Origin of the sequence: Mangrovibrevibacter kandeliae, assembly GCF_024519155.1 — a bacterium.
GTDB classification, from domain to species: domain Bacteria; phylum Pseudomonadota; class Alphaproteobacteria; order Rhizobiales; family Rhizobiaceae; genus Mangrovibrevibacter; species Mangrovibrevibacter kandeliae.
This window is the reverse complement of sequence record NZ_JANIFJ010000006.1, coordinates 51,431-78,418: the sequence shown is the minus strand read 5'-3', so window position 1 is coordinate 78,418 and position 26,988 is coordinate 51,431. Positions and strand designations below refer to the sequence as shown.

23 protein-coding genes and 1 tRNA gene are annotated in these 26,988 nt (G+C 69.2%); 16 read left to right on the top strand and 8 right to left on the bottom strand.

The features are described from left to right. Positions 1–3: 3 nt before the first annotated feature. Complete coding sequence (locus NPA30_RS15670; RefSeq protein WP_256803707.1) at positions 4–1,191, bottom strand: acyltransferase family protein; 1,188 nt, start codon at positions 1,189–1,191, stop codon at positions 4–6. Between the two features lie 215 nt (positions 1,192–1,406). Here NPA30_RS15670 and NPA30_RS15665 point away from each other — a divergent pair, with 215 nt between their 5' ends. The 4 genes from NPA30_RS15665 to NPA30_RS15650 all read left to right on the top strand — a co-directional run bounded on the left by NPA30_RS15665 (position 1,407) and on the right by NPA30_RS15650 (position 4,226). Beyond that, positions 1,407–1,874 carry a DUF2948 family protein gene (locus NPA30_RS15665; RefSeq protein WP_256803706.1) on the top strand — a complete coding sequence of 156 codons (468 nt, stop codon included), beginning with the start codon at positions 1,407–1,409 and terminating at the stop codon, positions 1,872–1,874. Between the two features lie 85 nt (positions 1,875–1,959). After that, the gene (gene hisD, locus NPA30_RS15660; protein ID WP_256803705.1) at positions 1,960–3,252 is read left to right on the top strand and encodes a histidinol dehydrogenase; all 1,293 of its coding nucleotides are present in this window, start codon (positions 1,960–1,962) and stop codon (positions 3,250–3,252) included. Between the two features lie 7 nt (positions 3,253–3,259). Next, on the top strand, positions 3,260–3,742 hold the full coding sequence (locus tag NPA30_RS15655; RefSeq protein WP_256803704.1) for a UPF0262 family protein: 483 nt from the start codon (positions 3,260–3,262) through the stop codon (positions 3,740–3,742). Between the two features lie 4 nt (positions 3,743–3,746). Next, a complete protein-coding gene (locus NPA30_RS15650; protein ID WP_256803703.1) occupies positions 3,747–4,226 on the top strand; it encodes an arsenate-mycothiol transferase ArsC in 480 nt (159 codons plus the stop codon). 48 nt (positions 4,227–4,274) lie between these two features. Here the strand turns inward: NPA30_RS15650 and NPA30_RS15645 are convergent, their stop codons facing one another. After that, positions 4,275–5,843, bottom strand: coding sequence for a DHA2 family efflux MFS transporter permease subunit (locus tag NPA30_RS15645; RefSeq protein ID WP_372338834.1), 1,569 nt, complete (start codon positions 5,841–5,843; stop codon positions 4,275–4,277). A 34-nt stretch (positions 5,844–5,877) separates the two neighbouring features. Next, a complete protein-coding gene (locus NPA30_RS15640; protein WP_256803701.1) occupies positions 5,878–7,239 on the bottom strand; it encodes an HlyD family secretion protein in 1,362 nt (453 codons plus the stop codon). A 148-nt stretch (positions 7,240–7,387) separates the two neighbouring features. Here NPA30_RS15640 and NPA30_RS15635 point away from each other — a divergent pair, with 148 nt between their 5' ends. Beyond that, positions 7,388–8,077: a TetR/AcrR family transcriptional regulator gene (locus tag NPA30_RS15635; protein ID WP_256803700.1), complete on the top strand. Its 690-nt coding sequence runs from the start codon at positions 7,388–7,390 to the stop codon at positions 8,075–8,077. Between the two features lie 42 nt (positions 8,078–8,119). Here NPA30_RS15635 and yihA read toward each other — a convergent pair whose 3' ends face one another. The 4 genes from yihA to rpmH are packed head-to-tail and all read right to left on the bottom strand — an operon-like array spanning position 8,120 to position 11,220. Then, positions 8,120–8,800, bottom strand: a complete 681-nt coding sequence (yihA, locus tag NPA30_RS15630) for a ribosome biogenesis GTP-binding protein YihA/YsxC (protein WP_256803699.1) — start codon at positions 8,798–8,800, stop codon at positions 8,120–8,122. A 25-nt stretch (positions 8,801–8,825) separates the two neighbouring features. Further along, positions 8,826–10,670 carry a membrane protein insertase YidC gene (gene yidC, locus NPA30_RS15625; protein ID WP_256803698.1) on the bottom strand — a complete coding sequence of 615 codons (1,845 nt, stop codon included), beginning with the start codon at positions 10,668–10,670 and terminating at the stop codon, positions 8,826–8,828. Then, positions 10,670–11,077 carry a ribonuclease P protein component gene (gene rnpA / locus NPA30_RS15620; RefSeq protein WP_256803697.1) on the bottom strand — a complete coding sequence of 136 codons (408 nt, stop codon included), beginning with the start codon at positions 11,075–11,077 and terminating at the stop codon, positions 10,670–10,672. Before rnpA ends, yidC begins: the two co-directional genes overlap by 1 nt. A gap of 8 nt (positions 11,078–11,085) precedes the next feature. Further along, complete coding sequence (gene rpmH / locus NPA30_RS15615; RefSeq protein WP_256803696.1) at positions 11,086–11,220, bottom strand: 50S ribosomal protein L34; 135 nt, start codon at positions 11,218–11,220, stop codon at positions 11,086–11,088. Between the two features lie 341 nt (positions 11,221–11,561). On the opposite strand from rpmH, the gene NPA30_RS15610 reads away from it, so the two are divergent. The 11 genes from NPA30_RS15610 (at position 11,562) to NPA30_RS15560 (ending at position 24,048) form a co-directional block, all read left to right on the top strand. Continuing rightward, positions 11,562–12,332 carry a TVP38/TMEM64 family protein gene (locus NPA30_RS15610; RefSeq protein WP_256803695.1) on the top strand — a complete coding sequence of 257 codons (771 nt, stop codon included), beginning with the start codon at positions 11,562–11,564 and terminating at the stop codon, positions 12,330–12,332. Beyond that, positions 12,313–13,740, top strand: a complete 1,428-nt coding sequence (locus NPA30_RS15605) for a dihydrolipoyl dehydrogenase family protein (RefSeq protein ID WP_256803694.1) — start codon at positions 12,313–12,315, stop codon at positions 13,738–13,740. Before NPA30_RS15610 ends, NPA30_RS15605 begins: the two co-directional genes overlap by 20 nt. 109 nt (positions 13,741–13,849) lie before the next feature. Further along, positions 13,850–15,319 carry a HAMP domain-containing sensor histidine kinase gene (locus NPA30_RS15600; protein WP_256803693.1) on the top strand — a complete coding sequence of 490 codons (1,470 nt, stop codon included), beginning with the start codon at positions 13,850–13,852 and terminating at the stop codon, positions 15,317–15,319. A gap of 273 nt (positions 15,320–15,592) precedes the next feature. Beyond that, positions 15,593–15,669: transfer RNA gene (locus NPA30_RS15595), tRNA-Arg, on the top strand. A 799-nt stretch (positions 15,670–16,468) separates the two neighbouring features. Continuing rightward, positions 16,469–17,263: an ABC transporter ATP-binding protein gene (locus NPA30_RS15590; RefSeq protein ID WP_256803692.1), complete on the top strand. Its 795-nt coding sequence runs from the start codon at positions 16,469–16,471 to the stop codon at positions 17,261–17,263. A gap of 22 nt (positions 17,264–17,285) precedes the next feature. Beyond that, positions 17,286–18,131, top strand: a complete 846-nt coding sequence (locus NPA30_RS15585; protein ID WP_256803691.1) for an ABC transporter permease — start codon at positions 17,286–17,288, stop codon at positions 18,129–18,131. A gap of 122 nt (positions 18,132–18,253) precedes the next feature. Beyond that, complete coding sequence (locus NPA30_RS15580) at positions 18,254–19,249, top strand: ABC transporter substrate-binding protein (protein WP_256803690.1); 996 nt, start codon at positions 18,254–18,256, stop codon at positions 19,247–19,249. A 78-nt stretch (positions 19,250–19,327) separates the two neighbouring features. Beyond that, positions 19,328–20,098 (top strand): isochorismatase family protein, encoded by a 771-nt coding sequence (locus NPA30_RS15575; protein ID WP_256803689.1) that lies wholly within the window; start codon positions 19,328–19,330, stop codon positions 20,096–20,098. 222 nt (positions 20,099–20,320) lie between these two features. Next, positions 20,321–21,607 carry an MFS transporter gene (locus NPA30_RS15570; RefSeq protein ID WP_256803688.1) on the top strand — a complete coding sequence of 429 codons (1,287 nt, stop codon included), beginning with the start codon at positions 20,321–20,323 and terminating at the stop codon, positions 21,605–21,607. 1 nt (position 21,608) lies between these two features. Then, positions 21,609–22,946 (top strand): amidase, encoded by a 1,338-nt coding sequence (locus NPA30_RS15565; RefSeq protein WP_256803687.1) that lies wholly within the window; start codon positions 21,609–21,611, stop codon positions 22,944–22,946. Positions 22,947–23,076: 130 nt separating this feature from the next. After that, positions 23,077–24,048 carry a LysR family transcriptional regulator gene (locus NPA30_RS15560; RefSeq protein WP_256803686.1) on the top strand — a complete coding sequence of 324 codons (972 nt, stop codon included), beginning with the start codon at positions 23,077–23,079 and terminating at the stop codon, positions 24,046–24,048. Between the two features lie 240 nt (positions 24,049–24,288). Here the strand turns inward: NPA30_RS15560 and NPA30_RS19645 are convergent, their stop codons facing one another. Next, positions 24,289–26,901, bottom strand: a complete 2,613-nt coding sequence (locus NPA30_RS19645; protein ID WP_256803685.1) for a tetratricopeptide repeat protein — start codon at positions 26,899–26,901, stop codon at positions 24,289–24,291. Between the last annotated feature and the right edge of the window lie 87 nt (positions 26,902–26,988).

The following is a 26,988-nucleotide window of genomic DNA, read 5'->3' as shown; positions in this document are numbered from 1 at the left end:
CGGTCAGACCGGGCGCTTGACGAGGCGGCGGCTCGACGCCCCGCGCAGCAGCGCCCGGCCGGCGGCAATGCCCGGCATCTCCACGAAGCGGAAGGTCAGGGCGCTCGCGACGAGCGTCGCCGCGACGATCGCGCCGAGCGCGGCGAGCGACTGTGCTTCACTGGCGCCCATCAGCCGCTTTCCGTCGGCCGCGTAGGAGACGATCGTCCAGCCGGTCTTGCCGAGGAGCACCGTCACGACGTTCTCGGCCCGCGAGATGACGAAGGCGTGCGTCATGTAGATCGAGTAGGAAACGGTGCCCAGAAAGGCGATCGGCCGGGTCTTCAGGCCGACGCTCAGCCAGCCGCCCTCATGCGAGAAGACGTAGAGCGCGAAGCCGAAGACGAGCGGCGCGGCGAGCGACAGGCCGGAGAGGGCGAAGCCGTGCACGAAGACGATCACCAGCCCGACGACGGCGATCTCGGCCGCCGTCCAGACCGCACGGTCGCCCGGCAGCGCCTGCAGGGGCGCATCGACCCAAAGGAGGCGCCGGATCAGGACGCCGACGGAGAAGCCGGCGAGGCAGCGCAGCCAGCCGAGATGGAAGGTCGTGTCGATGGTGCCGTCGAGCCAGAGGATCGCGGCGAGCGCGACCGGGATCGTCATGGCGGCCAGCGGCACCAGACGCCGGCGCGCGCCGATCATCGCGAGAGCGAACAGCGTGTAGGCAACGAGCTCGGCCGAGATGCTCCAGCTCGGATAGTTCCAGGTGAGCCCGTCGAGGACGCCGAGCGAGTGCGTCATCAGGAGGTTGTGCAGAAGCCCGACCGGCGAGGCACCCTCCTGGAACGCCGCCTCCGAGCCGCGCGTCAGATAGAGGAACGCCTCGTAGCCGACGAACAGCGCCAGCATGAAGAGATGCAGGGGATAGACGCGGAACAGCCGCGCCAGGAGGAAGCGCCGGGCGTCGCGGCCGCTGCGCAGGCGGTCGTAGAACGCGTGCGTGATGACGAAGCCGGACAGGACGAAGAAGAAGTCGACGAACAGGAACGCGCCTTGGAAAAAGGCACTGGCATGGACGTAGCCGCCGACCGGGGCATGGAAGCAGACGACGAGCAGCGCGCAGATCCCGCGCCAGCCGTCGAGTGCCTCGAAACGGCCGGCCTCGGACTGCCGGCGGCTGGATTGGTCCGCCTTGGGCGCGTGTGCCATCGCTCCTCCCGATGCCGGCAGAGCCCGCCGGATACAGATCGCGTAGAGCGGGACTGTGCCATCCACGGCGTGAACCTCGGGTTAAATGGTCACCGGATCGTCATGCCAGGTGACGACCGAGGGTTCAGCTGCGCTTCGCACTTGCGCTTGCGCCGGCGCGGCCGGTACCTACTTCACCAGCCGAACCTTTGCCGTCTAGGAAAGCGCGCCGCCCGATGGACCGCCTGCGTCTCGCCGCCCTCGATCAGGACGACCTCCAGGTCCTGTCCGCCTACTGCCAGGACGCCGTCCTGAAGCTCGGCTCCTGCCTCTACGACCCGCGCCGCCGGCAGTTCGTCGTGGAGATGAACCGCTTCGCCTGGGAGGCTGCTGAGCCGCGCCCGCGCCTCGCCTTCTGGCGCCGGCCGCATTACGAGCGGCGCCGGTCGCTTCTGCATTTCGACCGGGTGAACGCGGTTTCACGTTCCCATCTCGACGCGGCGCTGCCCGAGCAGGTGCTGGCGCTGCTGGCGATCCGCTTCACCGAGACGCAGGCGCCGTCCGGCACCGTCGAGCTTGTCTTCGCCGGCGGCTCCGGGATAAGGCTCGACGTCGAGTGCATCGAAGCGCAGCTGAGCGATCTCGGCGCCGCCTGGAGCACGGATGCGCGGCCCGACCACGACCGCCCGCCGACGATCGGCTGATCCGGCCGGGCTCGTTCTGGCCGCGGGGAAGACGGACTGAGGCGCGGGGCGAGAGACGCCGCGCCGGCTCAAGGGGACCACGTCGTTGCCGCTGAGGCTCAAGGCTTCCGATCAAGGGTTCGAGGCCGCGTTCCGCGCGCTGCTGGCCGCCAAGCGCGAGGCGTCGGTCGACGTCGATGCCGCCGTGCGTGACATTCTCGCGCGGGTGCGCGCCGAGGGCGACGCGGCGCTGATCGAGCTGAGCGCGCGCTTCGACCGGGTCCACCTGACGCCGGACACCCTGCGGGTCGGCCCCGGCGAGATCGCGGCGGCGCTGGAGGCGGCCGAGTCTGCGACGCGCGATGCGCTCGAACTCGCACACGAGCGCATCACCAGCCATCACCGCCGCCAGATGCCGGCCGACGACCGCTACACCGACGCGCTCGGCGTCGAGCTCGGCAGCCGCTGGACGGCGGTCGAATCGGTCGGGCTTTACGTCCCGGGCGGCTCCGCGAGCTATCCCTCGTCGGTCCTGATGAACGCCGTGCCGGCGAAGGTCGCCGGCGTCGAGCGCATCGCCATGGTGGTGCCGACACCGGACGGGCGGCTCAACCCGCTGGTGCTCGCCGCGGCGGCGATCGCCGGCGTCGACGAGATCTACCGCGTCGGCGGCGCGCAGGCCGTTGCGGCGCTTGCCTTCGGCACCGGGACGATCGCCCCGGTGGCCAAGATCGTCGGGCCCGGCAACGCCTATGTCGCGGCCGCCAAGCGGCAGGTCTTCGGCACCGTCGGCATCGACATGATCGCCGGACCGTCGGAGGTGCTCGTCATCGCCGACGGCGACAACGATCCGGACTGGATCGCCGCCGATCTCCTCGCCCAGGCCGAACACGACGCGGCGGCGCAGTCGATCCTGATCACCGACGACGAAGGCTTCGCGGGCCGGGTCGAGGACGCGGTCGAGGCGCAGCTGACCCTCCTGCCCCGCCGGGACGTCGCGGCGGCGAGCTGGCGTGACTTCGGTGCCATCATCCTCGTCGACACCCTGGACGCGGCGCCGGCGCTCGCCGACCGCATCGCGGCCGAGCACCTGGAGCTTGCGGTCGCCGACCCTGAAGCGCTCCTGCCGCGCATCCGCAATGCCGGCGCCATCTTCCTCGGACGCCACACGCCGGAGGTGATCGGCGACTATGTCGGCGGCTCCAACCACGTGCTGCCGACGGCCCGCTCGGCCCGCTTCTCCTCCGGCCTCTCGGTGCTCGATTTCGTCAAGCGCACCTCGATCCTGAAGCTCGGCCCGGACGCCCTCAGAACGCTCGGGCCTGCGGCCATCGCGCTCGCCCGTGCCGAAGGGCTCGACGCGCACGGCCGCTCCGTCGCCATCCGGCTGAACCTCTGAGGCGGCGGTGAGCGACGACGCCTCCCCCACCGGCCGGCTGATCGAGGTCGAACTCGACGAGACGATCGGCCGCGCGCCGCCGGAGGTCGAGCACGACCGGGCCGCCGCCATCCACGATCTGATCGAGGAGAACAGCTTCACCCCGGCCGGCATCGCCGCCGAGGCGTTCCGGCTGAAGCTTTCGATGGTGGAGAAGCGGCTCGTCTTCGATGTCAGCGGGGCGAGCGGCACGACGGTCGTCACCCACGTCCTGTCCCTCACCCCGTTCCGGCGGGTCATCAAGGACTACTTCCTGATCTGCGACAGCTACTGGGAGGCGATGCGCAGCGCGACGCCCTCGCAGATCGAGGCGATCGACATGGGCCGGCGCGGCGTCCACAACGAGGGCTCGCAGATCCTGCGCGAGCGGCTCGCCGGCAAGATCGAGGTGGACTTCGACACCGCGCGGCGGCTGTTCACGCTGATCAGCGTGCTGCATCGGAGGCTGTGAAGGCATGACCGGCCCCGATCGCACGACCGAAGAGGAGACCGGGCCGCTGGCCGCGACCTCGATCCTGTTCCTGTGCGGTCTCAACGCCATCCGGTCGCCCATGGCCGAGGCGCTGGCGCGCGCGCTGCTGCCGGCCGACGTCTACATCGTCTCCGCCGGCGTGAAGAGCGGCGAGCGCGACCCCTTCGTCGACGCGGTGCTCGCGGAAAAGGGCCTGGGGCTCGGCGCGCGCCTGCCGCGATGCTTCGACGAACTGGAGGACGGTTTCTTCGAGCTGATCGTCACGATGGCGCCCGAAGCCCATCACGTGGCGCTCGACGCGACCCGGGCGGACGCCGTGCGGATCGAGTTCTGGCCGATGCCCGACCCGTCCGCGACCGAGGGGACGCGCGAGCAGATCCTCGGCGCCTACCGCGAGCTGCGCGACCGGCTCGAGCGCAAGATCCGCGAGCGCTTCGGGCTGCCGGACCAGCCAGCGGCCTGACGTGCCGACGCGGCCGGTGGAGACCGGACCGGCGCCGGGTCGCCGGCGTCAGTGGCCGCCGCCGCCTCCGGCGCGCGCTTCGGGCTTCTTGATGAAGATGCTGAGGACGACGAGCCCGCTGAACAGCACCGTCAGGAACAGGAAGACGTCGGCGAACGACATCACCGAGGCTTCGCGATGCAGCACGCCGGCCATCTGCTTCAGCGCACCGACGTCACCGTCGACGCCCGCAGCCGACAGCGAGGCCGCCATGTTGGAGAGCCGGTCCTCGACGACGTCCCGCCCCCAGCGCACCTGCTCGGACAGCCGCTCGTAATGGAGGACGCTCCGGTCGTTGAGGATGGTGTTGATCACCGCCAGGCCGACGGCGCCACCGAGATTGCGGGTGAGGTTGTAGAGGCCGGACGCGCCCTTCATGCGCTGCGGCGGCAGGGTGCCGAGCGCGACGTTGTTGATCGGGATCATCGCCATCATCAGCCCGACGCCGCGCAGGATCTGCGGGATGAACAGCTCCCAGAAGTCCCAGTCGTGTGTGATGCCCGACATCAGGTAGGTGCCGGACCCGAACGCGACGAAGCCGATGGCCATCATCAGCCGCAGGTCCATCTTGCGTGACAGGATGCCGGAGATCGGCGCCATGAAGAACATCGTCAGGCCCGACACGAACATCGTCTCGCCGATCATCAGCGAGTCGTAGCCGCGGATGCGCCCGAGATAGACCGGATAGAGATAGGTGAGCCCGTAGAGGCCGACGCCCATCACGAAGGAGAACAACGATCCGAAGGTGAAATTCCGGTCGGTGAAGGCGGTGAGGTCGACGATCGGCTCGCGCGCCAGAAAGGCGCGGGCGAAGAACAGCAGCCCACCGACCGTTGCGATGATCGCCATCGTCAGGATCGCGTCGTCGCTGAACCAGTCGTTCAGCGGCCCTTCCTCGAGCACGTATTCGAGCGAGCCGAGAAAGGCCGCGAGCCCGATGAGGCCCCACCAGTCGAACTTGTCGAACAGCGAGAGGTCCGGCTCGTCGAAGTCGACGAGGTTCCACACGGCGATGGCGACGAGGATGCCCGGCGGGACGTTGACGAGGAACAGCCAGTGCCAGGAGAAGGCATGGCTGAGATAGCCGCCGATCGTCGGGCCGATCGTCGGCGCGAGCGTCGCGACCAGACCGATCATCGGCGAGACGATCGCCCGCTTCGACGGCGGGAAGATGGTGAAGGCGGCCGCGAAGACGCTCGGGATCATGCCGCCGCCGATGAAGCCCTGAATCGCGCGAAAGACGATCATCTCATCGATGCTCGAGGCCGTCGCGCACAGCGCCGAAGACGCGGTGAACCCGGCCGCCGCAATGGTGAACAGCACCCGCGTCGACAGCATCCGGCCGAGGAAGCCGGACAGCGGGATCATGATCACCTCGGCGATCAGGTAGGCGGTCTGCACCCATGCGATCTCGTCCGAGGACGCCGAGAGGCCGGCCTGGATCTCCGACAGCGACGCCGAGACGATCTGGATGTCCAGGATCGCCATGAACATGCCGAAGACCATCGCGAGGAACGCGAACATCTTTCGCGCCGGAATGGTGTCCGGCGCACTGGGGGCTGCGGCTACGGCAGACATCGTGATGGCCTCGAAACGCGGGGGCGGCTCGCGGTCAGCGGCTCGCGTCGCTGACCGTGAAGACGCCGTTCTGCGCGACGGCATCGGTCGGAGTGGTGCGGGTGTCGACGGCGACGACGACCGACAGGCCCGGCCGCAACCGCCCCGCCTTCACGTCGGCGTCGTCGATCGCGATGCGCACCGGCACGCGCTGCACCACCTTGGTGAAGTTGCCGGTCGCATTGTCGGCCGGGATCAGCGAGAACACGGCGCCGGAGGCCGGGGCGATGCTCGACACCCGGCCCTCGAAGCTGCGTCCAGGCATCGCGTCGACATCGACCTCGACCTTCTGGCCGAGATGGATGTCGGCGAGATCGGTCTCCTTGAAGTTGGCGTCGATGTAGAGCTTGTCGGCCGGAACGATGGCGGCGAGCCGCTTGCCGGCCGATACGAGGTCGCCCTGCTGGACCGAGAGGTTGCCGACGATGCCGTCATAGGGCGCGGTGAGCGTGGTGAAGCTCAGGTCGCGCTTGGCGCTGTCACGCGCGATCTCGAGCTCGCGGATCGAGCTCTGGGCTTCCTTCTCCTGCGCATCGAGCACGCCGACATTGGCCTGCGCGGCCGCGATGGCAGCCTCGGCCGAGGAGATCGAGGCCTTGGCGCCCGTCACCTGCGCGGCGGCGGTGTCGCGGCCGGCCTTGGCCTGATCGAGATTGGCCTGCGTGCCGACATGGGTGCGCACGAGATCCTGGGCGCGCTGCAGCGCCTGCTCGGCCTGCGCCAGCGTCGCATTGGCGGCATCCAGCGACGCGTTCGCGGACTCGCGACTCGCCTCGGACTGGCGCACCTGCTCGACGGCGGCGGCGCGCTGGGCCTCGATGCGGCTGACGGTCGACTGCTGCGTGGCGATCTTCGCCTCGGCCGAGTCCACCGCGAGCTGGAAATCGCCGGGATCGATCACGGCGATGGGATCGCCCGCCTTGACGTGCTGGTTCTCGACCACGGGAACGCTGAGGACGTAGCCGGTGACCTTGGGCGAGATCACCGCCATGTCGGCGCCGATATAGGCGTCGTCGGTCGAGATCAGGAAGCGCCCGTTGGTCCACCAGTCATAACCGTAGAAACCACCGCCGCCGATCACCGCAGCGGCGACCAGGAGGAGGACGATCCGTCCCTTGCCCTTCTTCTTCGGCGGCGCAGCAACCGCTGCGGCCGGGGGCGCCGGCGGCTGTGCCGGCTGCGGACGGGCCAGCGCCGTGCCGGACTCCTCTGCCTTCGCCACCGCGCCCGACGAGGGCGCGGGCTCACCGCCCGGAGGCCCAACCTCGGCGGACGGAGCGCGGACGACGGCGGTGTGAGCGGCGGACGGGTCGCGGCTCTCTGCCTCGGCGGAGGACTTTGGGGAATCTTCAAGCATTCGGAACCTCGTCGAACCGAACCGTTCGGTTCGACGTTGACATAACCGCAGACAGCGTCCATTTCAAGCGGGTGGCGCTGCATTGCGGGATCGTGGTCTACGCTTTCTTGTGCGCCGGCGAACGCATCCGGAGAAGGATCCGATTTTGGTGTCGACCGCGGCTTCGATCACACAGGCGCGCTCCCTTGCGGGCGAGGACCCCGCCAAGCGGCGGCAGATCCTCGACGGCGCGCGCGACGTCTTCATCCAGATGGGCTTCGACGCCGCCAGCATGAACGACGTCACCCGGGCCGCCGGTGTGTCGAAGAGCACGCTCTACGTCTACTTCCGCAGCAAGGACGAGCTGTTCCATGCGCTGATCTGCGAGGAGCGCGAGCGCTATTTCGAAGAGATCGAGAAGATGTTCGCCGACACCGACCACCCGGTGGAGACGCTGCGCCTCTATGGCGAACGGCTGGCGAGGAAGCTGACGTCCAATGCCGTCGTGCGCGCCAACCGGGCGGTCATCGGCGTCGCCGAGCGAATGCCGGAACTGGGCGCGATGTTCTACGAGCAGGGCCCGGAGCGGGCGATCGGGATGCTGGCGAACTACCTCGAGACGGCCACGGCCGACGGCAAGCTTGCGGTCGACGATCCGCGCCAGGCGGCCATGCAGTTCATCGAGCTGTCGATGGCGGGGCTCTTCCGCCGCCGGCTGTTCGGACACATCGAGGCCGAGCCGGACCATCAGGAGATCGTCAACACGGTCGGCTCGGCGCTGCGCGTGTTCATGGCCGCCTACGGGCCGAAGACGAAGGCCGAAGAGCACCCGACCGAGTTGGCAGCGCTCGACGCCTGAGAACGACGCACCCTGCACTGATGGCAAAAGCCGAGCCCTCGCTCAGACTTCGGCGAAACAGGCGATCTCGGCTTTCAGCTCTTCGAGGCCGAGCCCCTTTTCCGAAGAGGTCGCGATCAGCGCCGGATAGGCCGCCGGCCGCTTGCGGATCGCCGCGAGCGTCGCCTCGGTGAGCTTGGGCACGGCGCGCTCGCTGATCTTGTCGATCTTGGTCAGCACGATCTGATAGGACACCGCCGCCTTGTCGAGCAGCGACAGCACCTCGCCGTCGTTCGCCTTGAGCCCGTGCCGGGCATCGATGAGGACGAAGACGCGCTTCAGTGTGGCGCGGCCGCGCAGATAGTCGAAGACGAGCTTTGTCCAGGCGTCCACCTGCTCCTTCGGCGCCTTGGCGTAGCCGTAGCCCGGCATGTCCACCATCGCCAGCGGCGGCAGGTCGCTCCCGTCGCCGGAATAGCCGCCGGGAACGAAGTAGTTCAGCTCCTGCGTGCGGCCGGGCGTGTTGGAGGTGCGGGCAAGCCCCTTCTGGTTCACCAGCGCGTTGATCAGCGACGACTTGCCGACGTTCGATCGACCGGCGAAGGCGACCTCGGGCGGCCCCTCCGGCGGCAGGATATCCATGCGCGGCACGCCGCGGATGAACACCCAGGGCCGCGCGAAGAACAGGCGCGCGTCGGGCGCGACGGGGTCGGGAACCTGCGGATCGGACCGGTCTTCGGGCATCGGGTCGGGGCGCCGGGGCCGAGCCTCAGCTCGTCCCCTGCTCCTTCGGCTTTCGCCTGAACGTGCCCTTGAGGTTGTCGAACAGCTCGATCTTGGCGCCGTTGCGCTTCATGATCACGGTCTGCTGGATGATCGACAGGGTGTTGTTCCAGGTCCAGTAGATCACGAGGCCCGCCGGGAAGGCCGCCATCATGTAGCAGAACACCACCGGCATCCAAGTGAAGATCATCTGCTGCGTCGGGTCCGGCGGCGTCGGATTCAGCCGCATCTGGACGAACATCGTGACGCCCATCAGGAGCGGCCAGACGCCGATCATCAGCGCGTGCGGCAGGGTGATGGGGATCAGCCCGAACAGGTTGAACAGGCTCGTCGGATCGGGCGCGGCCAGATCCTGGATCCAGCCGAAGAACGGCGCATGCCGCATCTCGATGGTGACGTAGAGCACCTTGTAGAGCGCGAAGAAGACCGGGATCTGCACCAGCATCGGCCAGCAGCCCGCAGCAGGATTGATCTTCTCCTGCTTGTAGATCTCCATCATCGCCTGCTGCTGCTTGACCTTGTCGTCCTTGTAGCGCTCGCGCATCTCCATGATCTTCGGCTGCATCGCCTTCATGCGCGCCATCGACTTGTAGGACTTGCTGGCGAGCGGGAAGAAGACGAGCTTCAGGACGACGGTGACGGTCAGGATCGCCAGGCCGAAATTGCCGAACAGGCGATACAGCCAGTCGATCGCGTGGAACATCGGCCGCGTGATGAAATAGAACCAGCCCCAGTCGATCAGCTGGCCGAAGCGCGGGATGTTCAGCTGGTGCTCGTAGTCGTCGATGAGGTCGACGACCTTCGCGCCGGCGAAGACTCGCGTGGTTACGTCGGCGCTGGCGCCCGGCGCGATCTCGACGGGGTCCTCGATGTAGTCGGACTGGTAGTAGGGTCGGCCCTGGTCGGCATAGCGGAAGGTCGGCTTGAACGCCCGCTCGCCCGTCGGAATGACCGTGGTCGCCCAGTACTTGTCGGTGATGCCGAGCCAGCCCGTCTTCGCCTTGTCGGGATGGGTCTCGCCGTCCTTCTCGATCGAGGAGTACTTGACCTCGCTCAGGCCGGCGTCGCCGAAGACGCCGAGCAGCCCCTCGAACAGGACGTAGCTCGGCGCGACCGCCGGCTTGGAGAAGCGGATGACGCGGCCATAGGGCGAAAGCGACACCGGCGCCGAGCCGCCATTGCTCACGCTGTCGGTGACGGTGAACATGTAGTTCGCGTCGATGGCGATCTTGCGCGTGAAGGTGATGCCCTGCGGATTGGTGAAGGTCAGCGTCACCGGCTGATCCGGCGTCAGCACCTGGCTGGTGTCGCCCTGCCAGACCGCACCGGGTCCCGGCAGCTGGCCGACGTCCTGGCCGGAATAGCCGAATTCCGCGAAATAGGCGTCCTTGGTGCTCTCGGGCGACAGGAGGACGATGGCCGGGGAGCCGTCGTCCACCGTCTCGTGGTACTTCTTCAGCCGGAGGTCGTCGAGCCGCGCGCCGCGCAGGTTGATCGAGCCGGACACCGCGGGCGTGTCGATGCGGATGCGCGGTCCGCCGGCAAGGGCGGCCTCGCGCGTCTGCGGCGTCGCGGGCGAGTTGGCGGGCGTCTGGCCCGGCACGACGCTCTCGCGGCCGGAGGGGGCGGCATTGTCGGCCTGCGGCGTGCCGGCCGGGGTCGTCGGCGTCTGCAGCGAGCCCGGGTTCTGCGCCTCGCCGCTCGTCTGCTGGGCCGCCTCCTGCTGCTGGCGTTGCGCCGCGGTGTGAGGGCCGATCACCAGGAACTGCCATGCGACGAGCACCGCCACCGACAGCACCATCGCGATGAGGAAGTTGCGGTTGTTCTGCATCAAGTCGTCCCCGGTGAGGGTTCGCCCGGCGCTTCGCGCTTCGGGCGGGGCTGCGCCGCGCCGCTCATCCGGCCGAAGCGCCGCGACAGTTCGCTCGTGAGCGTCGCGAAGGGCAAGTGGAGGAGATCGCGACGGGCGACGATCACATAATCGAAGCCGCAGAGCATGTCAGCCCTGCAGCCGAGACGGATCGCCTCACGCAGCCGGCGCCGGATGCGATTGCGTTCCACGGCGTTGCCGACCTTCTTGGTCACGGTGAAGCCGACGCGGGGCGGGGCTCCATCCGCGCGGTCGCGCGTCTCGACGAAGAAAAACGGGCCGTTCAGACGACGGCCCGCACGCGCAGCCAGGAAGTCGGCGCGCTTCCTGATCCGCTCGACGGCCGGGCGCGGCGCCTCGGCCGTCACCGGACGGCTCAGGCCGAGAGGCGCTTGCGGCCGCGGTTGCGGCGGGCGGCGATGACCTTGCGGCCGCCCTTGGTGGACATCCGGGCGCGGAAGCCGTGGCGACGCTTGCGAACGAGCCGCGAGGGCTGATAGGTGCGCTTCATGCTCTTTTTCCCGCGCCCGGCGCAGGCCTCTTGATCGAATGGTTCCGGGATACCGGTGAGCAGACGAAAGGGCGTGCAGGTTCATGCCGCACCGGACGAAGTCCGCTCGTGCGGGGGCTTATAAGAAGGATCGGGGCGCAAAGTCAATCACCGGAGCCGAAGCGCCGGCGCATCTTCGTGATGTCCCGCTCCGGCGCTCTCACCATCCTTTGACGCCCGCTCGACCGCCAAGTGTGCGATCCCTTGCCGGCATCGGGACCGGCGGGGCTGCCGCGGCCGGCGGGGTCGCGGCAGGAGTAAACGCGCAAGTGGGTTCGACCGGGGCGGGAGCAACGACGCCGATGACGCAGGCGAGGACGAACGGCAGATCCTGGCTGCGCTATGCCCCGATCGCCGGCATCGCGCTCGCGCTCGCGATCGCCTGCTGGGCCGGCGCCGGCCGTTACCTCTCGCTGGACGCCTTGGCGGAGCGTTCCGCGGCGCTGCAGGCCTACACGCGGGAGCACCTGCTGCTCGCGGGTCTCGGCTTCGTCGCCGTCTACGCCGCCGCGGTGACGCTGGTGTTCCCGGCGACGCTCCTTCTGACACTTGCCGGTGGCCTTCTGTTCGGCTGGTTCACCGGCGGCCTCCTCACCATCCTCGCCGCGACGGCCGGCGCAACGGCGTTGTTCCTGGCCGCGCGAACCGCCTTCGGCGACGTCTTGCGCGAGCGTGTCGGCAACGGCCTCATCCGCCGCTTCGCCGACGGGTTCCGTCGCGACGCCTTCGGCTACCTCCTGGTGCTGCGGCTGTCGCCGCTGTTCCCCTTCGCCGCGGTCAACATCGCCCCCGCCTTCTTCGACATCCCGCTGCGCACCTTCGTGCTGGCGACGCTGATCGGCATCGCGCCGGGCGCGATGATCTACGCCTCGCTGGGCAGCGGCCTCGCCGCGACGCTGGCGGCCTTCGGCACCAGCCGCCACCTGGAACTCGCCGATCTCGTCAGCCTGCAGACGACGCTCGCCCTCGCCGGCATGGCGCTTCTGTCGCTCCTCGGGCTCGTCCTGAAGAAGCGCGTGCTCGACCGGCCGCGCCGGGTGGAGGGTCGCGCCGATGTCGCTTCTGACGCCTGATATCTGCGTCGTCGGCGCCGGCTCGGCGGGACTGACGGTGGCGGCGGCCGCGGCGGCCTTCGACGTCGACGTCGTGCTGGTCGAGCGCAGCCGCATGGGCGGCGACTGCCTCAACACCGGCTGCGTGCCCTCCAAGGCGCTGATCGCCGCCGGCCGGCGGGCACAGGCCATGCGCGGCGCCGATGCCTTCGGCATCCGCTCCGTCGAACCGGACGTCGACTATGCCGCCGTGCAGCGCCGGGTGCGGGCGGTGATCGCCGGCATCGCGCCGCACGATTCGCAGGAGCGCTTCACCGGGCTCGGCGTCACGGTGATCCGGGCCGAGGCGGCGTTCGAGGACGCGCAAACGCTCTCTGCCGGCGGCCAGCGCATCCGGGCGCGCCGCTTCGTGCTCGCCACCGGCTCGGCGCCGGTGGTTCCGCCGATCCCCGGCATCGACACCGTGCCGGTTCTCACCAACGAGACGATCTTCGAGCTGGACCGGCTGCCCGAGCATCTCTTGGTCGTCGGCGGCGGACCGATCGGCATCGAGCTGGCGCAGGCGCACCGCCGGCTCGGCGCCGCGGTCACGATCGTCGAGGCGGGCACGGCGCTGTCGAAGGAGGATCCGGAACTCGTGGAGGTCGTGCTGGGCCGCCTACGGGCCGAAGGCGTGACGATCCTCGAGCGCGCGACCGTCCTGCGGATCGGACCGGGCCCGGAGGGTGGCGTCGCCCTTACGGTGCAGGATCCGGCCGGCGGCGAGAGGGTTGTCCTCGGCAGCCACCTCCTCGTCGCCGCCGGTCGGCGCGTCGTCACGGACGGTCTCCGGCTGGAGCGGGCGGGTATCGAGGCCGACAGCAAGGGCATCCGGGTCGGCCCGGACCTGCGCACCGCCAACCGGCGCGTCTATGCCATCGGCGATGCGGCTGGCGGCCCGCAGTTCACCCACGCGGCGGCGCACCAGGCGGGGCTGGCGGTGCGGGCCATCCTCTTCCGGCTGCCCATCGACGCGCGCAAGGTGGCGCTGCCGCGCGTCACCTACAGCGAGCCGGAGCTCGGCCAGGTCGGGCTGACCGAGGCGGAGGCGCGGGCGCGCGGCATGAAGGTCACCGTCCTGCGCGCGCACTTCGACGAGAACGACCGCGCCCGCACGGACGGGTGCATCGACGGGCTTCTGAAGCTCATCGTCGGGCGCGGTGGCCGCATCCTCGGCGCCGGCATCGCCGGCGAGGGCGCCGGCGAGATGACGAACCTCTTTTCGCTCGTCCTCTCCCGGCGCCTGAAGCTGTCCGCCCTGCAGGGTTTCGTCGCGCCCTACCCGACGCTTGGCGAGGTGGCGAAACGCGCCGCCACCGCCTATTATGCTCCCCATGCGCAAAACCGCGCGGTCCGCGTGGCGATCCGTCTGCTGCAACGCTTCGGTTGATCACGCCGCACAAGGCTTTAAGAGTTCATCACTGAGCTCCTCACGAGCTCGCGACGGCGGGATTACCCGCCCGACGTTCGGCCACGGGAAGAAGACGAGTCCGACCAGCGTGCAGCAGCCGTCCAGCCCTTCAGACGCCCGGCCCACTCTCGCCTTCCGCCTGTCGATCAAGCTGCTCTGGCTGACCATGCTCTTCGTGATGCTGGCCGAGGTGCTGATCTTCGTGCCCTCGGTCGCCAATTTCCGCCAGCAGTGGCTGCGCGAGAAGATCGAGACGGCCGCGGTCGCCGGCATCGCGGCCGAGAACGGGGGCACGGACGGGCTGCCGGTGCTGCGGCCCGAGCAGGAGGTGGGCCTCCTGCGCGCGCTCGATGCCCGGCTGGTGGCGCTGCAGATGGGCGGCGCCTCGCGCCTCCTCGCCAAGTCCGACGATCTCGGCATGGTCGACAGCGAGTTCGACCTCGACGCGCATGGGCCGGTCGGGATGATCGCGGCGGCCTTCGACACGCTGTTCGAGGGCGGCGACCGGATGCTGCGCATCCTCGGCGGCGTCGGCGACGGGGCGATGCGGGCGGAGGTGGTGATCCCGGAGGCCGGGCTCCGGCGCGCGATGCTGCTTTACGCGCGCAACATCTTCTTCCTGTCGCTCGCGGTCGCGGGCTTTGCGGCCGGGCTGGTCTTCGTGGCGATCAGCCTGCTGCTGATCCGCCCCATCCGCCGCATGACCCGCTCGATGATGCGCTTTGCCGAGCGGCCGGACGATGCCGACCGGATCATCACCCCGAGCCCGCGACGCGACGAGATCGGTCTGGCCGAGGCGGAGCTGCGCGACATGCAGCAGCGCCTCGCCAGGACCTTGCGCGAGCAGCGCCACCTCGCCGATCTCGGCCTCGCCGTCTCGAAGATCAATCACGACCTGCGCAACATCCTCGCCTCCGCCCAGCTGATCTCCGACCGTTTCGCCGACGTCGCCGATCCCCGGGTGCAGCGCTTCGCCCCGACGCTCCTGCGCAGCCTCGACCGGGCGGTCGCCTACACCCAGTCGGTGCTGGCCTACGGGCGGGCGGTCGAGAGCGCGCCGGTGCGCCGCCGCCTGCGGCTCCAGATGCTGGTGGCCGAGGTCTTCGCCGAGGTCTGCGCCGGCGACGAGGCGACGATCGAACAGGTCAATGCGGTGCCGGAAAACCTCGAGATCGAGGTCGATCCGGAGCAGTTCCACCGCGCCCTCGCCAATCTGATGCGCAATGCCGTCCAGGCCCTCGAGGGCGAGGGGGCCGGCGCGGTGCTGCGGCGGATCACGGTGGAGGCCGAGCGGCAGGCGGACGGCGGCGCGCTCGTCGCCATCGAGGACACCGGCCCCGGCCTGCCGCCGCGGGCGCGCGAAAACCTCTTCCAGGCCTTTCGCGGCTCGGCCCGGGCCGGCGGCACCGGCCTCGGCCTCGCGATCGCGGCCGAGATCGTGCAGGCGCATGGCGGCAGCATCCGCCTCGCCGAGCGTGCCGGCCCCGGCGCCCGCTTCGAGATCGAGCTGCCGCCCCGCGAAGGCGCCGCGCCGCGCCTTTCGGAGCGCGCCGCCTGACGCGAATCCGCATCGCGCCGCGGTCCTTTCCGTCGAGCCGGCCGGCCCGCCCTGCGGCGAGCCGCCTGCACCGCGCGCCTGCGCCGCCGGAGCCTCCCGCGTCCTCCGCGCGATCCATCCGCCGTTGTCGCCGGTGCCGGCGCGAAACCGGTGCGTCCTTGCTCCGCGCAGCGGGCGGCGCAAGTTTCTCCTTCGGCGCTCTTGCCAAAGCCGGACCGAGCCTTTAGGTAGCCGTCACGCCGGATCGCCGAGGTCACTCGCATCCGTGTGGAAGCGCCCGTAGCTCAGCTGGATAGAGCACCAGACTACGAATCTGGGGGTCAGAGGTTCGAATCCTTTCGGGCGCGCCATTTCGACATCAAGATCTTGAACGCCGGCGCTCGCGCTTCGGCCGGATGCGAGCCGCGCAGCTGCCGGCGATCCGGACGCCGCCCTCGGCGGAGGCGTGCAGCGGCTTCAGGCGCCCGGCGGCGATCGCGCTGGCGCCGTGATCATCATCTCATCGGCGCGCGAAACCATCGGGCGCGTCGGACGCCCCTGCCCCGCCCGCATCGGACCATCGCAATGCCTTGCATGCGCACGAGCCGGCGCAGCCGCCGGCTGCTTCCGCTCGCCGTGAGCGTGTGGATCCCTCCTGCCTGAACGTTGCGGATCGAGGCTGCCGCAGGCCGGGCCGCCGGCAGCCGCACGGCAGCCCTCACCGCTTCGACATCGAGTGCTCGTCCCGATGGTCGCCGACGACGCAAACGATCGTGCTTAATGGGACGGCGCCCATTGTTTATGCAGGCGCATCCATCGGCCATTAGATCATCTAATGGATTGGCCAACCCGCTGATCTTTATAAGGGATCTGCACTCGACACGCTGCACCCCTTGTTCGCGGGGTGAGCAACGGGCGTCCGAGGCACGGCGCATCGGCGGCGATATGGATCGGGCGGGCTGCCCGAGCTGCGCAGGCCATCCGTGCCGATCGAGGTCCGATCGGGCCGCGTGCCGCCGAGGCAGGCTCCGGCCCAGGCGATTTTCCGCCAAAGCCCTGAATTCTCGTGATTTTCAAAGACTGGCACGGGCATTGCATCTCTCCCAGATCGAAGGCCGCTGCGCCAATAGGATGGCTGATGGCAGCGGCTGGTGAGGAACGGAGATCCGAATGCACCCACCCTCCAAGCTCAGCCTCGAGAACGTGTCGATGACGTTCCAGACCAAGGCTGGCCCCTTCGAGGCTTTGGCGCCGGTCGATCTCGTCGTCGAGGCGGGACGGTTCATCAGCCTGATCGGCCCGTCCGGCTGCGGCAAGAGCACGATCTTCAACATCGTCGCCGGCCTGCAGCCGCCGACCACCGGGCGGGTGCTCATCGACGGCGAGGACGCGACCGGCCAGATCGGACGCGTCGGCTACATGCTGCAGAAGGACCTGCTGCTGCCGTGGCGCACGGTGCTCGACAACGTCATCCTCGGCATGGAGATCCAGGGCATGCCGGCCGGCCAGGCCCGCGACCGGGCGCGCCCCTATCTGGCGCGCTACGGGCTCGGCGGCTTCGAGAACCAGTATCCGAGCGCCCTGTCGGGCGGCATGCGGCAACGCGCGGCGCTGCTGCGCACGCTGCTGCTCAAGAACGACGTCGTCCTCTTGGACGAGCCCTTCGGCGCGCTCGACGCGCAGACCAAGGCGCAGATGCAGGAATGGCTGCTGAAGATCTGGGCCGACTTCAACAAGACCGTCATCTTCGTCACCCACGACATCGACGAGGCGATCTACCTCTCCGACGAGATCTGCGTGATGGGGACGAGGCCCGGGCGGGTGGTGGAGCGGATCGAGACGCCGCTGGCCCGGCCCCGCCCGCGCTCGGTGGTGGTCGAGCCGACCTTCGTCGAGCTCAAGCACTACTGCCTCGGCCTGCTCGACCCCGGCACCGAGGACAAGCGCCTCGACGCCGCCGCGTGAACCCTCCCGTTAGGTCAAGATCATGATCCATGCCATCTCACAGAGCATCGCGCGCTTTCAGCCGGGCGCGGCCTCGCGGCGCGGCTATCGCAAGCTGCCTTCCACGCCCGTCTGGCCGGCCCCGGTCATCCTCTCGATCCAGATCGGCATTCTCGTCTGCATCGTCGCCTTCTGGGAGATCGGCGCCCGGCTCGGCGTCATCGACGCCTTCTTCTGGTCGCAGCCCTCGGCGATCTGGGCGACCGCGAAGATCTTCTTCACCACCGGCTCGGCCTTCACCGACATCGCCTTCACCTTCCGCTCGACGCTGCTCGGCTTCTTCTTCGGCACGCTGATCGGCTCGGCGCTGGGCCTGTCCTTCTGGTGGTCGAAGAACTACGCGGCCGTCGTCCAGCCGTTCATCATCTGCTTTGAATCCCTGCCCAAGCTGGCGCTGGCGCCCCTCGTGGTGCTGGTCTTCGGCATGGGTCTGTCCTCGAAGGTCGCGATCGCGATCGCGCTCACCGTCGTCGTCTCGACGCTGACGGCCTATGCCGGCGTCAAGGCGCTCGACCGCGACTCCGAGCGGCTGTTCTACTCGCTCGGTGCGAGCCGCTGGCAGGTGTTCACCAAGTTCGTCGTGCCAGCCTGCCTGCCCTGGATCATCTCGGTGCTGCGGATCAACATCGGTCTCGCCCTGACCGGCTCGATCGTCGGCGAGTTCATCTCGTCCCAGTACGGTCTCGGCCGCACCATCCTCTATGCCGGGCAGACCTACGAGATCGCGCTCGTCTGGGTCGCCGTCGCCGTCCTCTCCGCGCTCTCGATCGCCATGTACGTCGCCGTGTCCTGGCTCGAGACCTGGCTGCGGAAGGGCGTGGTCCACTAGGCGCTCCACCACCCACACCTCGGCACTCACCCCCCACTCATCGCGGCCGCCTTCCCGGCGAAGGACGGAGGCCCGGTGGCGCACGCAACGCAACGCCTCACGAACGACAACCGGAGACAATCATGAAGGTGCTTCTCAGGACCGCCCTTGCGGCCGCCATGCTGACTGGGGGCCTCGCGTCGGGCGCCAGCGCTGCCGAAGAGCTGGTGATCGCCGAACCGGTCCACAGCCTCGGCTACCTGCCGATGTATGTGGCCATCGACAAGGGCTACTTCGCCGAGGAAGGCATCGACGCCTCGGTGCTCACCGTCGATGGCGGCGGCGCTCATACCAATGCGGTCCTCACCAAGCAGGCCTTCGCCTTCATCGGCGGGCCGGAGCACGACGCCTTCGCCAAGGCGAAAGGCGCGGAACTGCGCGCCGTCGTCAACGTCGTCAACCGCGGCAACGTCTATCTCGTCTCGCGCAAGGACGTGCCCGGGCCCGCGGACGGCCAGAGCATGGCCGACTACCTGAAGGGCAAGACGATCGCCACCGGTGCCTTCGGCGGCACCCCGAACTCGATCACCCGGTACATCCTCACCGTCAATCATCTCGATCCGAAGACCGACGTCGTGCTGCAGGAGCTGGCGACCGCCGGCATCATGGCGGCGCTGAAGACCAAGCAGGCCGATATCGGCGTCCTCTCCGAGCCGATGCTGACCCAGGGCATCGACGAGGGGCTGTGGAACGAGCCGTTCTACAACGTGCCCAAGGAGCTCGGTCCCTACACCTACTCGACGCTCAACGTCCGGCAGGAGTCGATCGAGAACCAGCCGGAGCTGGTGGAGGGCTTCGTCCGGGCGATCTCGCGCGGCCTCGCCTTCACCCACGACAATCCGGAGGAAGCGACCAAGGTCGCGGCCAAGGAATTTCCGACCATGGACAAGAAGGCGATGAAGGCGACGCTCGACCGCGCCTTTGCCGACAACCTCTGGAGCGCCGACGGCAACATCGAGCCGGAAGCCTGGGATACGGGCAAGGCCGTGGTCATGGACGCCGGCATCCTGAAGCAGGACGTGCCCTACGGCGACATCATCGACATGAGCTTCTGGAAGAAGATGCGGTCGGCAGACTGATCTTGAGGCAACCCGCGGCCGCGGGCGGCACCGCCGCCCCCGGTCGCAACTCCACCGGACCAAGAGGACGAACAGCAGATGAGCGAACGTGTGTGGGACAAGTTTCTGACCGAGCGGGACAAGGCGGTCTTCGCGGCCTCGGGCTACGGCGCCCGCGGCGGCTTCGGCAAGCGGCCGGCGCTGCTCGTGGTGGACGTCAACTGGGCCTTCTGCAGCGAGAAGCCCGAACCCATCCTCGACACCATCAAGAAGTGGCGCAACTCCTGCGGCGAGGACGCATGGGAGGCGATGCCCTACCTGCAGGCGCTGATCGGCAAGGCGCATGACCGGGGCATTCCCGTGATCTACACGACCGGCGTGCGCAGGGAGGACAACTGGGACAGCGGCTCCTGGTCCTGGAAGAACGGCCGCTCGGGCGAGGATTCCCGCAAGCCCGTCGAGACCAACCTCGACGGCAACGAAATCGTCTCCGACATCGCCCCGTCGCCGCAGGACATCGTCGTCTACAAGCAGAAGCCCTCCGGCTTCTTCGGCACGAACATGGCCTCCTATCTGACGCTGCTCGGCTGCGACAGCGTGATCATCACCGGCACGACGACGTCGGGATGCGTGCGCGCCACCGTGCTCGATGCGTTCAGCCTCAACTACCGGGTGGCCCTGGCCGAAGAGGGTTGCTTCGACCGCAGCCAGGCGAGCCATGCGATCAACCTCTGCGACATGAACGCCAAGTATGCGGACGTCGTCAAAACGGACGAGATCCTCGCCTTCTTCGACACGATCGAGAAGGACCAGTTCACGCTGCCGAAGGGGACATCCCACCGGGCCCCGGTGCTGGCCCCGGCCGCCTGACCGAGGCGGCGTAGCAGCGTAGCAGCGGCCGGTGCGGCAGGACGGGCTCCTCGTGCCGACCGCAGTCGGTCGGCCGACCGCCGCTCCCGGTGCCGCGCCGTCGCGGCGATTCAACCTGTATCCGTCACCACCGATACCCCGCCGGGCGCACGCTGCCGCGCGGCGTGGTCGGCGTCGGCGCGAGCGGACGAACATCCGGACAGACGGCAAGGCCCGAGTGACATGCGCTTGATTTCACGACTTCTCCTCCCCGTCATCCGGCAGCCGCAACTCGGCCTGATCTGCGCCATGAACGTCTTCGTCATGTCGGGCGTGGGTCTGGTGGCACCGATCCTGTCGCTGTACGCCAGCACCTTTTCCGCCTCCGTTACGCTCTCCGGCATGATCATCACGCTGTTCGGCGTCGGGCGGCTGATCGTGAACCTGCCTGCCGGCTTCCTGTTTCAGCGGCACGGCAAGCGGATCCTGCTGATGGCGGGTCCGGTGATTCTGGTGTTCGGCGCGGTCGGCGCGGCTCTCGCCGGCACGCTGACGACGCTGATCCTCTTTCGCTTCATTCAGGGCCTGGGCTCAGGCATCTACATGACGATCGCCCAGTCGACGATTGCCGAGATCTCGACGCCGCAGAACCGCGGCCGCACCATGGCGCTGCACCAGGGCGCCATTCTTGTCGGGACTGCGATCGGGCCTGCAGTCGGCGGGTTCATCGCGGGTCAGCTCGGGCTTGCCGCACCGTTCTGGGCCTACGCGGCGGTCTGCGTCGTCGCCACCCTTCTGGCCACCCAGATCACCGAACCCGTGCGCTTGAGCGAGCCGTCCGAAGGGCGCGCCACTGCGCCGCCCGCCGCGCGAGACTCCGGTCGCGGCCTCTTTACGGATCGCGTCTTCGTCTTGATTTGCCTGGTGACGTTCGGCGTGTTCTTCACCCGCACCGCCGCGCAATGGCAGCTCATCCCGCTGCTCGCCACGATGCGCTTCGACATGCAGATCGGATCGATCGGCCTGCTGTTGACGGTGCAGGCGCTTTCGAATTTCGCTGTCTTGCCGGTCACCGGCATGCTGGTCGACCGCTTCGGAGCCCGACCTGTCACCATTGCGTCCGCCATCCTGATCGCCGTGAGCCTCGTGGTCGTCGCCTTCTGCACGAGCGCAATCTGGCTCTGGGCGGGAATGATCGCCCTCGGGCTGGGCGGCGGCCTCAACGCACCTGCTGTTGCGGCCTATGCCGCCGACGTCGCGCCGGCCGACCGCTACGGGCCCGCGATGGGCCTGATGCGCACCTGGGGAGACGCCGGCTTCGTGCTCGGCCCCATCCTCGTCGGGTCACTCGCCGATTTTGCCTCGATGGGCACGACCGGAGGGCTGGTCGCAAACAGCCTGCTGGTGGCGGGAGCCGGCATTGCCCTGCTCCTGGGCGGCGGCCGCCCGGCGGCTCGGACGCTCCACCCTCAGTCGACGCCTTTCAACGGCCGGCCCCAGACGGTCGGCATGCAGCAAGCCGGAGGATGACATGACGCAGATCGGTTCCTACACCGCGAGGGCCGAGGCCTTCCGTTCCGGCGAGGATTCGCCCGTCGCCGTTCTGGAAGCCTGCCTTGCGGAGATCGGCAAGCGCGAGTCCGTCGTGAAGGCCTTCAAGGCGATGGCGATCGAACGGGCCCGGGCGGAGGCCGCGGAGTCCGAAGCGCGCTGGAGGCGCGGCGAGCCGCTGTCGCCGATCGACGGAATGCCCGTCGGCATCAAGGACATCCTCGAGACGGCGGACATGCCGACCGGCCAGGGGTCGCCCCTCTGGGAAGGCTTCGAAACCCGGCGCGACAGCGCCTCGGTGCAGGCGCTGCGCGATGCCGGCGCGCTGATCCTCGGCAAGACGGCGACGACGGAATTCGCCTCACGCCCGCAGTTCGCCGAGACCACCAATCCCCACGACCCGACGCGCACGCCGGGCGGCTCGAGTTCGGGCTCGTGCGCGGCGGTCGGCGCCGGGTTCGTGCCCCTGGCCCTCGGCACGCAGGTGGTCGGCTCCACATTGAGGCCGTCGAGCTACTGCGGCGTCATCGGCTACAAGCCGAGCATCGGCGGTTTCAATCGCGGCGGCTCCTACGACTATCTGAGCCACAGTTGCACCGGCCTGATCGCGACCACGCTCGACGACATCTGGCTGACGGCAAAGGCCCTCGTGGCGCGGACCGGAGGCGATCCAGGCTATCCGGGCGTGACAGGCCCGGAAGCGCTGCCTGCCGCGACAGCGCCCCGGACGCTCGTCGTCCTGGAGACCGACGGATGGAGCCGCGCCGCACCGGGCGCCCGGGAGGCCTTCGCCTCCGCCTGCCACAGGCTGCAGGCGGCCGGGGTGACGATCGTGACCCGCGGGGCCGATGCCGAGCTCGACGCGATGGACGCGGCAATCGCGCAGGTCGGCTCGCTATCGGACACCATCCTCGGGTGGGAGGGGCGCTGGCCGGTCGGCGGCTACGCCAGGACCGACGCGGAGAAGCTCCATCCGCTGACGCGGGAGCGGATCGAGCGCAACCGGTCGCTCACGCAGGACGACTATCGCGCGGCCCTCGACGACCGCGCTGCGCTCCGCCGCCGCTACGCGTCGCTGCTTCAAGGTGCGGACGCTGTGGTCACCCTTGCCGCGACCGGTGCGGCGCCCGTCGGGCTGGAGAGCACCGGCGATGCCGGCTTCAATATCCCGGCCTCGGTTCTCGGCGTCCCCGCGCTGTCGCTCCCCGTGCTGTCCGACGGCGACATGCCCTTGGGCCTGCAACTGATGGGGCGCGTCGACGAGGACGCCAGCCTGTTCGCGCTCGCGAACTGGACGATGGACCTCTTCTCGGCCTGAGCGTCCGGGAGGCTCCGGGTCTCTCCCGGTCCTGCAGCCTCCCCGCCGCCCCGACGACAACCGAAGCGGCATTGTGCAGAGCACAAGAAGGGGCTCTTATAGTCGGGAGGCGAATGGAAGAACGACAGACATGTCCGGGACACACGCTGCGGGACGCCTGGATTCCGACCTGCTCGGAACCTTCCTCGCCGTCTGCGAGAGCGGCAGCATGACGGGGGCGGCGCGACGGCTCGGCGTCTCGCAGGGCGCGATCTCCCAGCGGATCGGGCGCCTCGAAAAGACGCTTTCGCTCACCCTGCTGCAACGCACCGGACGCGAGGTGAGCCTGACGTCCGCGGGCCGGAACCTGCGGTTCCACGCCCAGAAGGTCGTCGACGAGTTGCGCGAGTGCGAACGGGCGATGCGGACGTTCTCCAACATCAACTATCCCGAGATCTCCGTCGGCATCCTCAACACGCTTGGCAAGAACCTGATGAGCACGCTCGTGCAGACGCTGGAACCGGTGGTCGAGCAGATCCGGATCCGCGCGGCCGTGACTTACAGCCATCCGGAAGACCTCGAGAGCGGCGCCATCGATCTTCTGATCACCGCCTACGAGTTCGACGACGCCAGGTACGATATCTATCCGATCGTCGACGAGCCGCTCGTCATCCTCGCGCCGAAGGGCCTGATCGCGAAGAACACCATGGTGGATCTCGAGGCGCTCGCCGGCCGGTTGCCGATGATCCGCTTCGCCAACAGTCGCCGCCCCTTGCGCAAGCTGGCCGACGCCTACCTCGCGCAGCAGGGCGTCACCGTCACGCGCAGCATCGAGACCGACCAGGCCTCGTCGGCGCTCGCCTCGGTCGGCGGGGGTCAGGGCTGGGCGATCTCGACGCCCTTCATGGTCCTCGACCCGTTCTTCGACCACCGGGAGATCGACGTCATTGCGCTGCCGCCGCCCGTTCTCGTGCGCAAGATCAACCTGGTCGCACGCCCCGGCGAGTTCGCGGACATTCCCGGCAACCTCGCGGTCAACTGTCGCCGTCATCTGCAAAAGGAGATCGAGACGCGCCTCGCGCCGTTCCTGCCGGCCTCCGTTCATCCGCGCGTGCAAGGCTGACGGCCGCCGGGCTATGGCCGAGCGGGACCGCCCCGACGGCCGGCAGCACCAGCCCCCTGTAAGCGGTCGTGGATCGGACGCGGAAGCGCTGACCGCAGCGGATGCGCCTCGACGAGCGACGGCTCGAAGGCCCCACGGGCGAGCCGTTATAGCGGCTTCGCCACCGCGCACCGCATGCCGGCGGCCGTCGGTCGGGGGGAAGCGTCGTCGCCGGCCGGAGGCCTCGTTCCGTAAGGCGCGTTACTGCGCCCCCTGCTCCGCATAGCTTCGCAGGGCGGCCAATGTCCGGTCGTTGAAGATGCCGTTCGCCGGCCCCTTGTAGAGCTTGGCGTCGCGAAGAAGGTGCTGCGCCTCCCGCCGCGTCGCGGCCCCGAAGCGGTCCGCCTTTTCCTCGATGAGATACGCGCTCGCGTCCGGATCCTGCCGCGCGAGCGCCGCCATCATCTTGTCGGCACCCACCTTTTCGTCCTTCTGCGGCGCGCCGAGGCCGAGCGCCAGCATCATGCCCTGGTTGGCAAGACCGGCGGTGCTGCCGGCATCGGCGGCCTGCGACAGGAAGCGGTATGCCTTCGGGAGGTCGGACGTGCCGTCGATGCCACGGAAATAGAGCTTGCCGAGCTCGGCCATGGCGTCCGCGTCGCCCTGCTGCGAGGCCTTGAGGAAGTTCTCTTCGGCCTTGTGCGGATCGGCCGGCACCGCCGTCCCGAGGACGTACTGGACGGCGAGATTGTATTGGGCGATCGCGTCGCCCGCCTCCGCGCCCGCCGTCCACAGCGCGATGGCGCGGGCCTGATCGGCCGGCACGCCGTCTCCGTAGAACAGCATCTCGGCGAGCTGGTCGCGCGCCAGCGGCACGGCGTCGGTGATCCCGTCATAGGCCGCCGCCGCCCCGCGCTTGTCCACGGGCACGCCACTGCCGCTGTAGAGCGCGCCCGCATATTCGTAGGTCGCCAGCGGTTCGCCGGCATCGGCCGCCGTCTTGTAGAGGCGCGTCGCATCCTCCGGGCGGCCGGCCGCGAAGTAGCTGCGGCCGAGCTGGAAGGCGAGGCGCGCATCGTTCGGCAAGGCGGCATGGGCGGCCTCGCAGGCCGGCACGGCCTTGGCGAAATCGACCTGCGCCGGGTTGCGTTCGCCGGCCACGCCGGCCGGCTGCAGAGGATCGTCGGGATCGGATGCGAGCGCGTCGCAGGTGTCGACAGCCGCCTGCGAGGCCGGATCGAGCTGCGCCGCCAGGGCCGGCGGGGCGGCCGAAGGAGCCGTCGGAGCGGCCGGCGCGCTCGATGGCGCGGCCGGCGCCACCGCAAGCGCGGCAAGGTCGAGGACTTTGCCGTTGATCGTCACCGTCGTTCCGTTGCGGCCGAGAAGTGCGGCGAGTTCCACCGGTCCTCCCGCGGCCTGCACGATGTCGGCCACCGGAACCGGTGTCGACGGCTTGAACTCCGCCGCGACGCTTCCCCCCGCCTTCTGGAGCAGAGCCTGCACGGCCATGCTCGCGTCGGCGGCGAAGGGCGCGTTGCCGAAGGTCCCGAGCAGCCAGCTTTGCGTTCCCAATCCCGCAAGGGCGGGCAGCGTGCCGGGATCGGTGTTCAGGCTCGCGGCGATGAAGCGCAGCGCCTTGCCGGAGAAACCGGTATCGGTGAAGGAGAGCGTGGCTCGGCCAAGCGTGGCACCGAGAAGCGCCGTCTGCGCCTGCGGGTCGCCGGCGGCGAGCGCCGGCGCGAGGGTGGCCGGATCGATGCCGCCGAGCTGCGCCTCGCCGAACAGGCGGAAGCCGTCGTCGAGGGTGAGGAACAGCCGGTCGAGGCCGAGCGTCCGGCTCTGCGGATCGGAGGAGAGCGCGACCGAGACGCCGAGTGCGACGGTCGGATAGCCAAGCTTGGCGAAATCGAAATTCTGGTCGCTGATCATCGCGCCGTCCACCGCCAGACGGAACGCGATGCTCAAGTTCGTCGGGACGCCGCCGGCCATCGGGCCGGCCGTCAGCGCGACGTCGCTGAGAGTCACCGCGTCCTTCCCGGCGAACTGCACCTTCATGGTGCCGGCCGAAAGGCCCTGCAGACCGACGAGGCCGCCGACGAGATCGGGATCCGGCGCCGCGCCTGCGAACCGCGGATGATCCAGCGTCAGCGTGTCGACCAGAAGCTGCGGGCGATCCGAATCCCGGGTCATGCCGCCGTATTCCTCGGCCGAGCGGTAGGGAACCCAGTCCTGCGTCGCCCCGTCATAGTGTTCGGTCGAGACGCCGGAGAGCGTCATCCGGTCGGCCGCGACGGCGTCGCCGTCGCCCTCCTGCAGGCCGGCGACGGTGACCGTCTCCACCAGCACGCGGTCGGTGTAGCCCTGATCGCGATTGCCTTCGGCCTTCAGCGCGCGGATCGTCAGCGCGTCGCCGGTCAGGCTCGCATCCCCATAGTCGAAGCTCACCGCGCCGGCGGGCACCCGCATCGCATCGGCGAGGCGCTTCAGCAGATCATCCGCCGCCGCCCGCGCCGCGTCGGTCGCGGGCGGCGCCGGCACGACGGCCGGCGGAGCCGGCGGGGCCGCCTCGACCGCCGGCGACGGGCCAGGCGCGGGGGCCGCTTCCGGCGGCAGCTTGTCGATCAGCATCTTCGCCAGCGGCGCGAACGGGCAGTTCGGGTAGGCGTCGATGTGCAGCTGCAGCGCCTCGCGGGTCCCGAGCTCGTGCGCGATGTCGAAATGGGTGCGTGCATCGGCGCAGGGGTCGGACGCCGCCGCCAGCATGACGGGCGCCCCGCCGCCCGGCGACCCCGCCTTCGCGCCCGGGGCGGCTGCCGCTCCCGTGATTGCCGCCAGGAGCACCCACACGCTGATCCGACCGACGAAGCTTCCCACGACACACCTCCCCCATCAGGCCTCGCTCGGAGGCGGGACACGCGCCTTGCAGCCGTCGGACCGCCCCGCGGGAGCAATCCGAGCGGC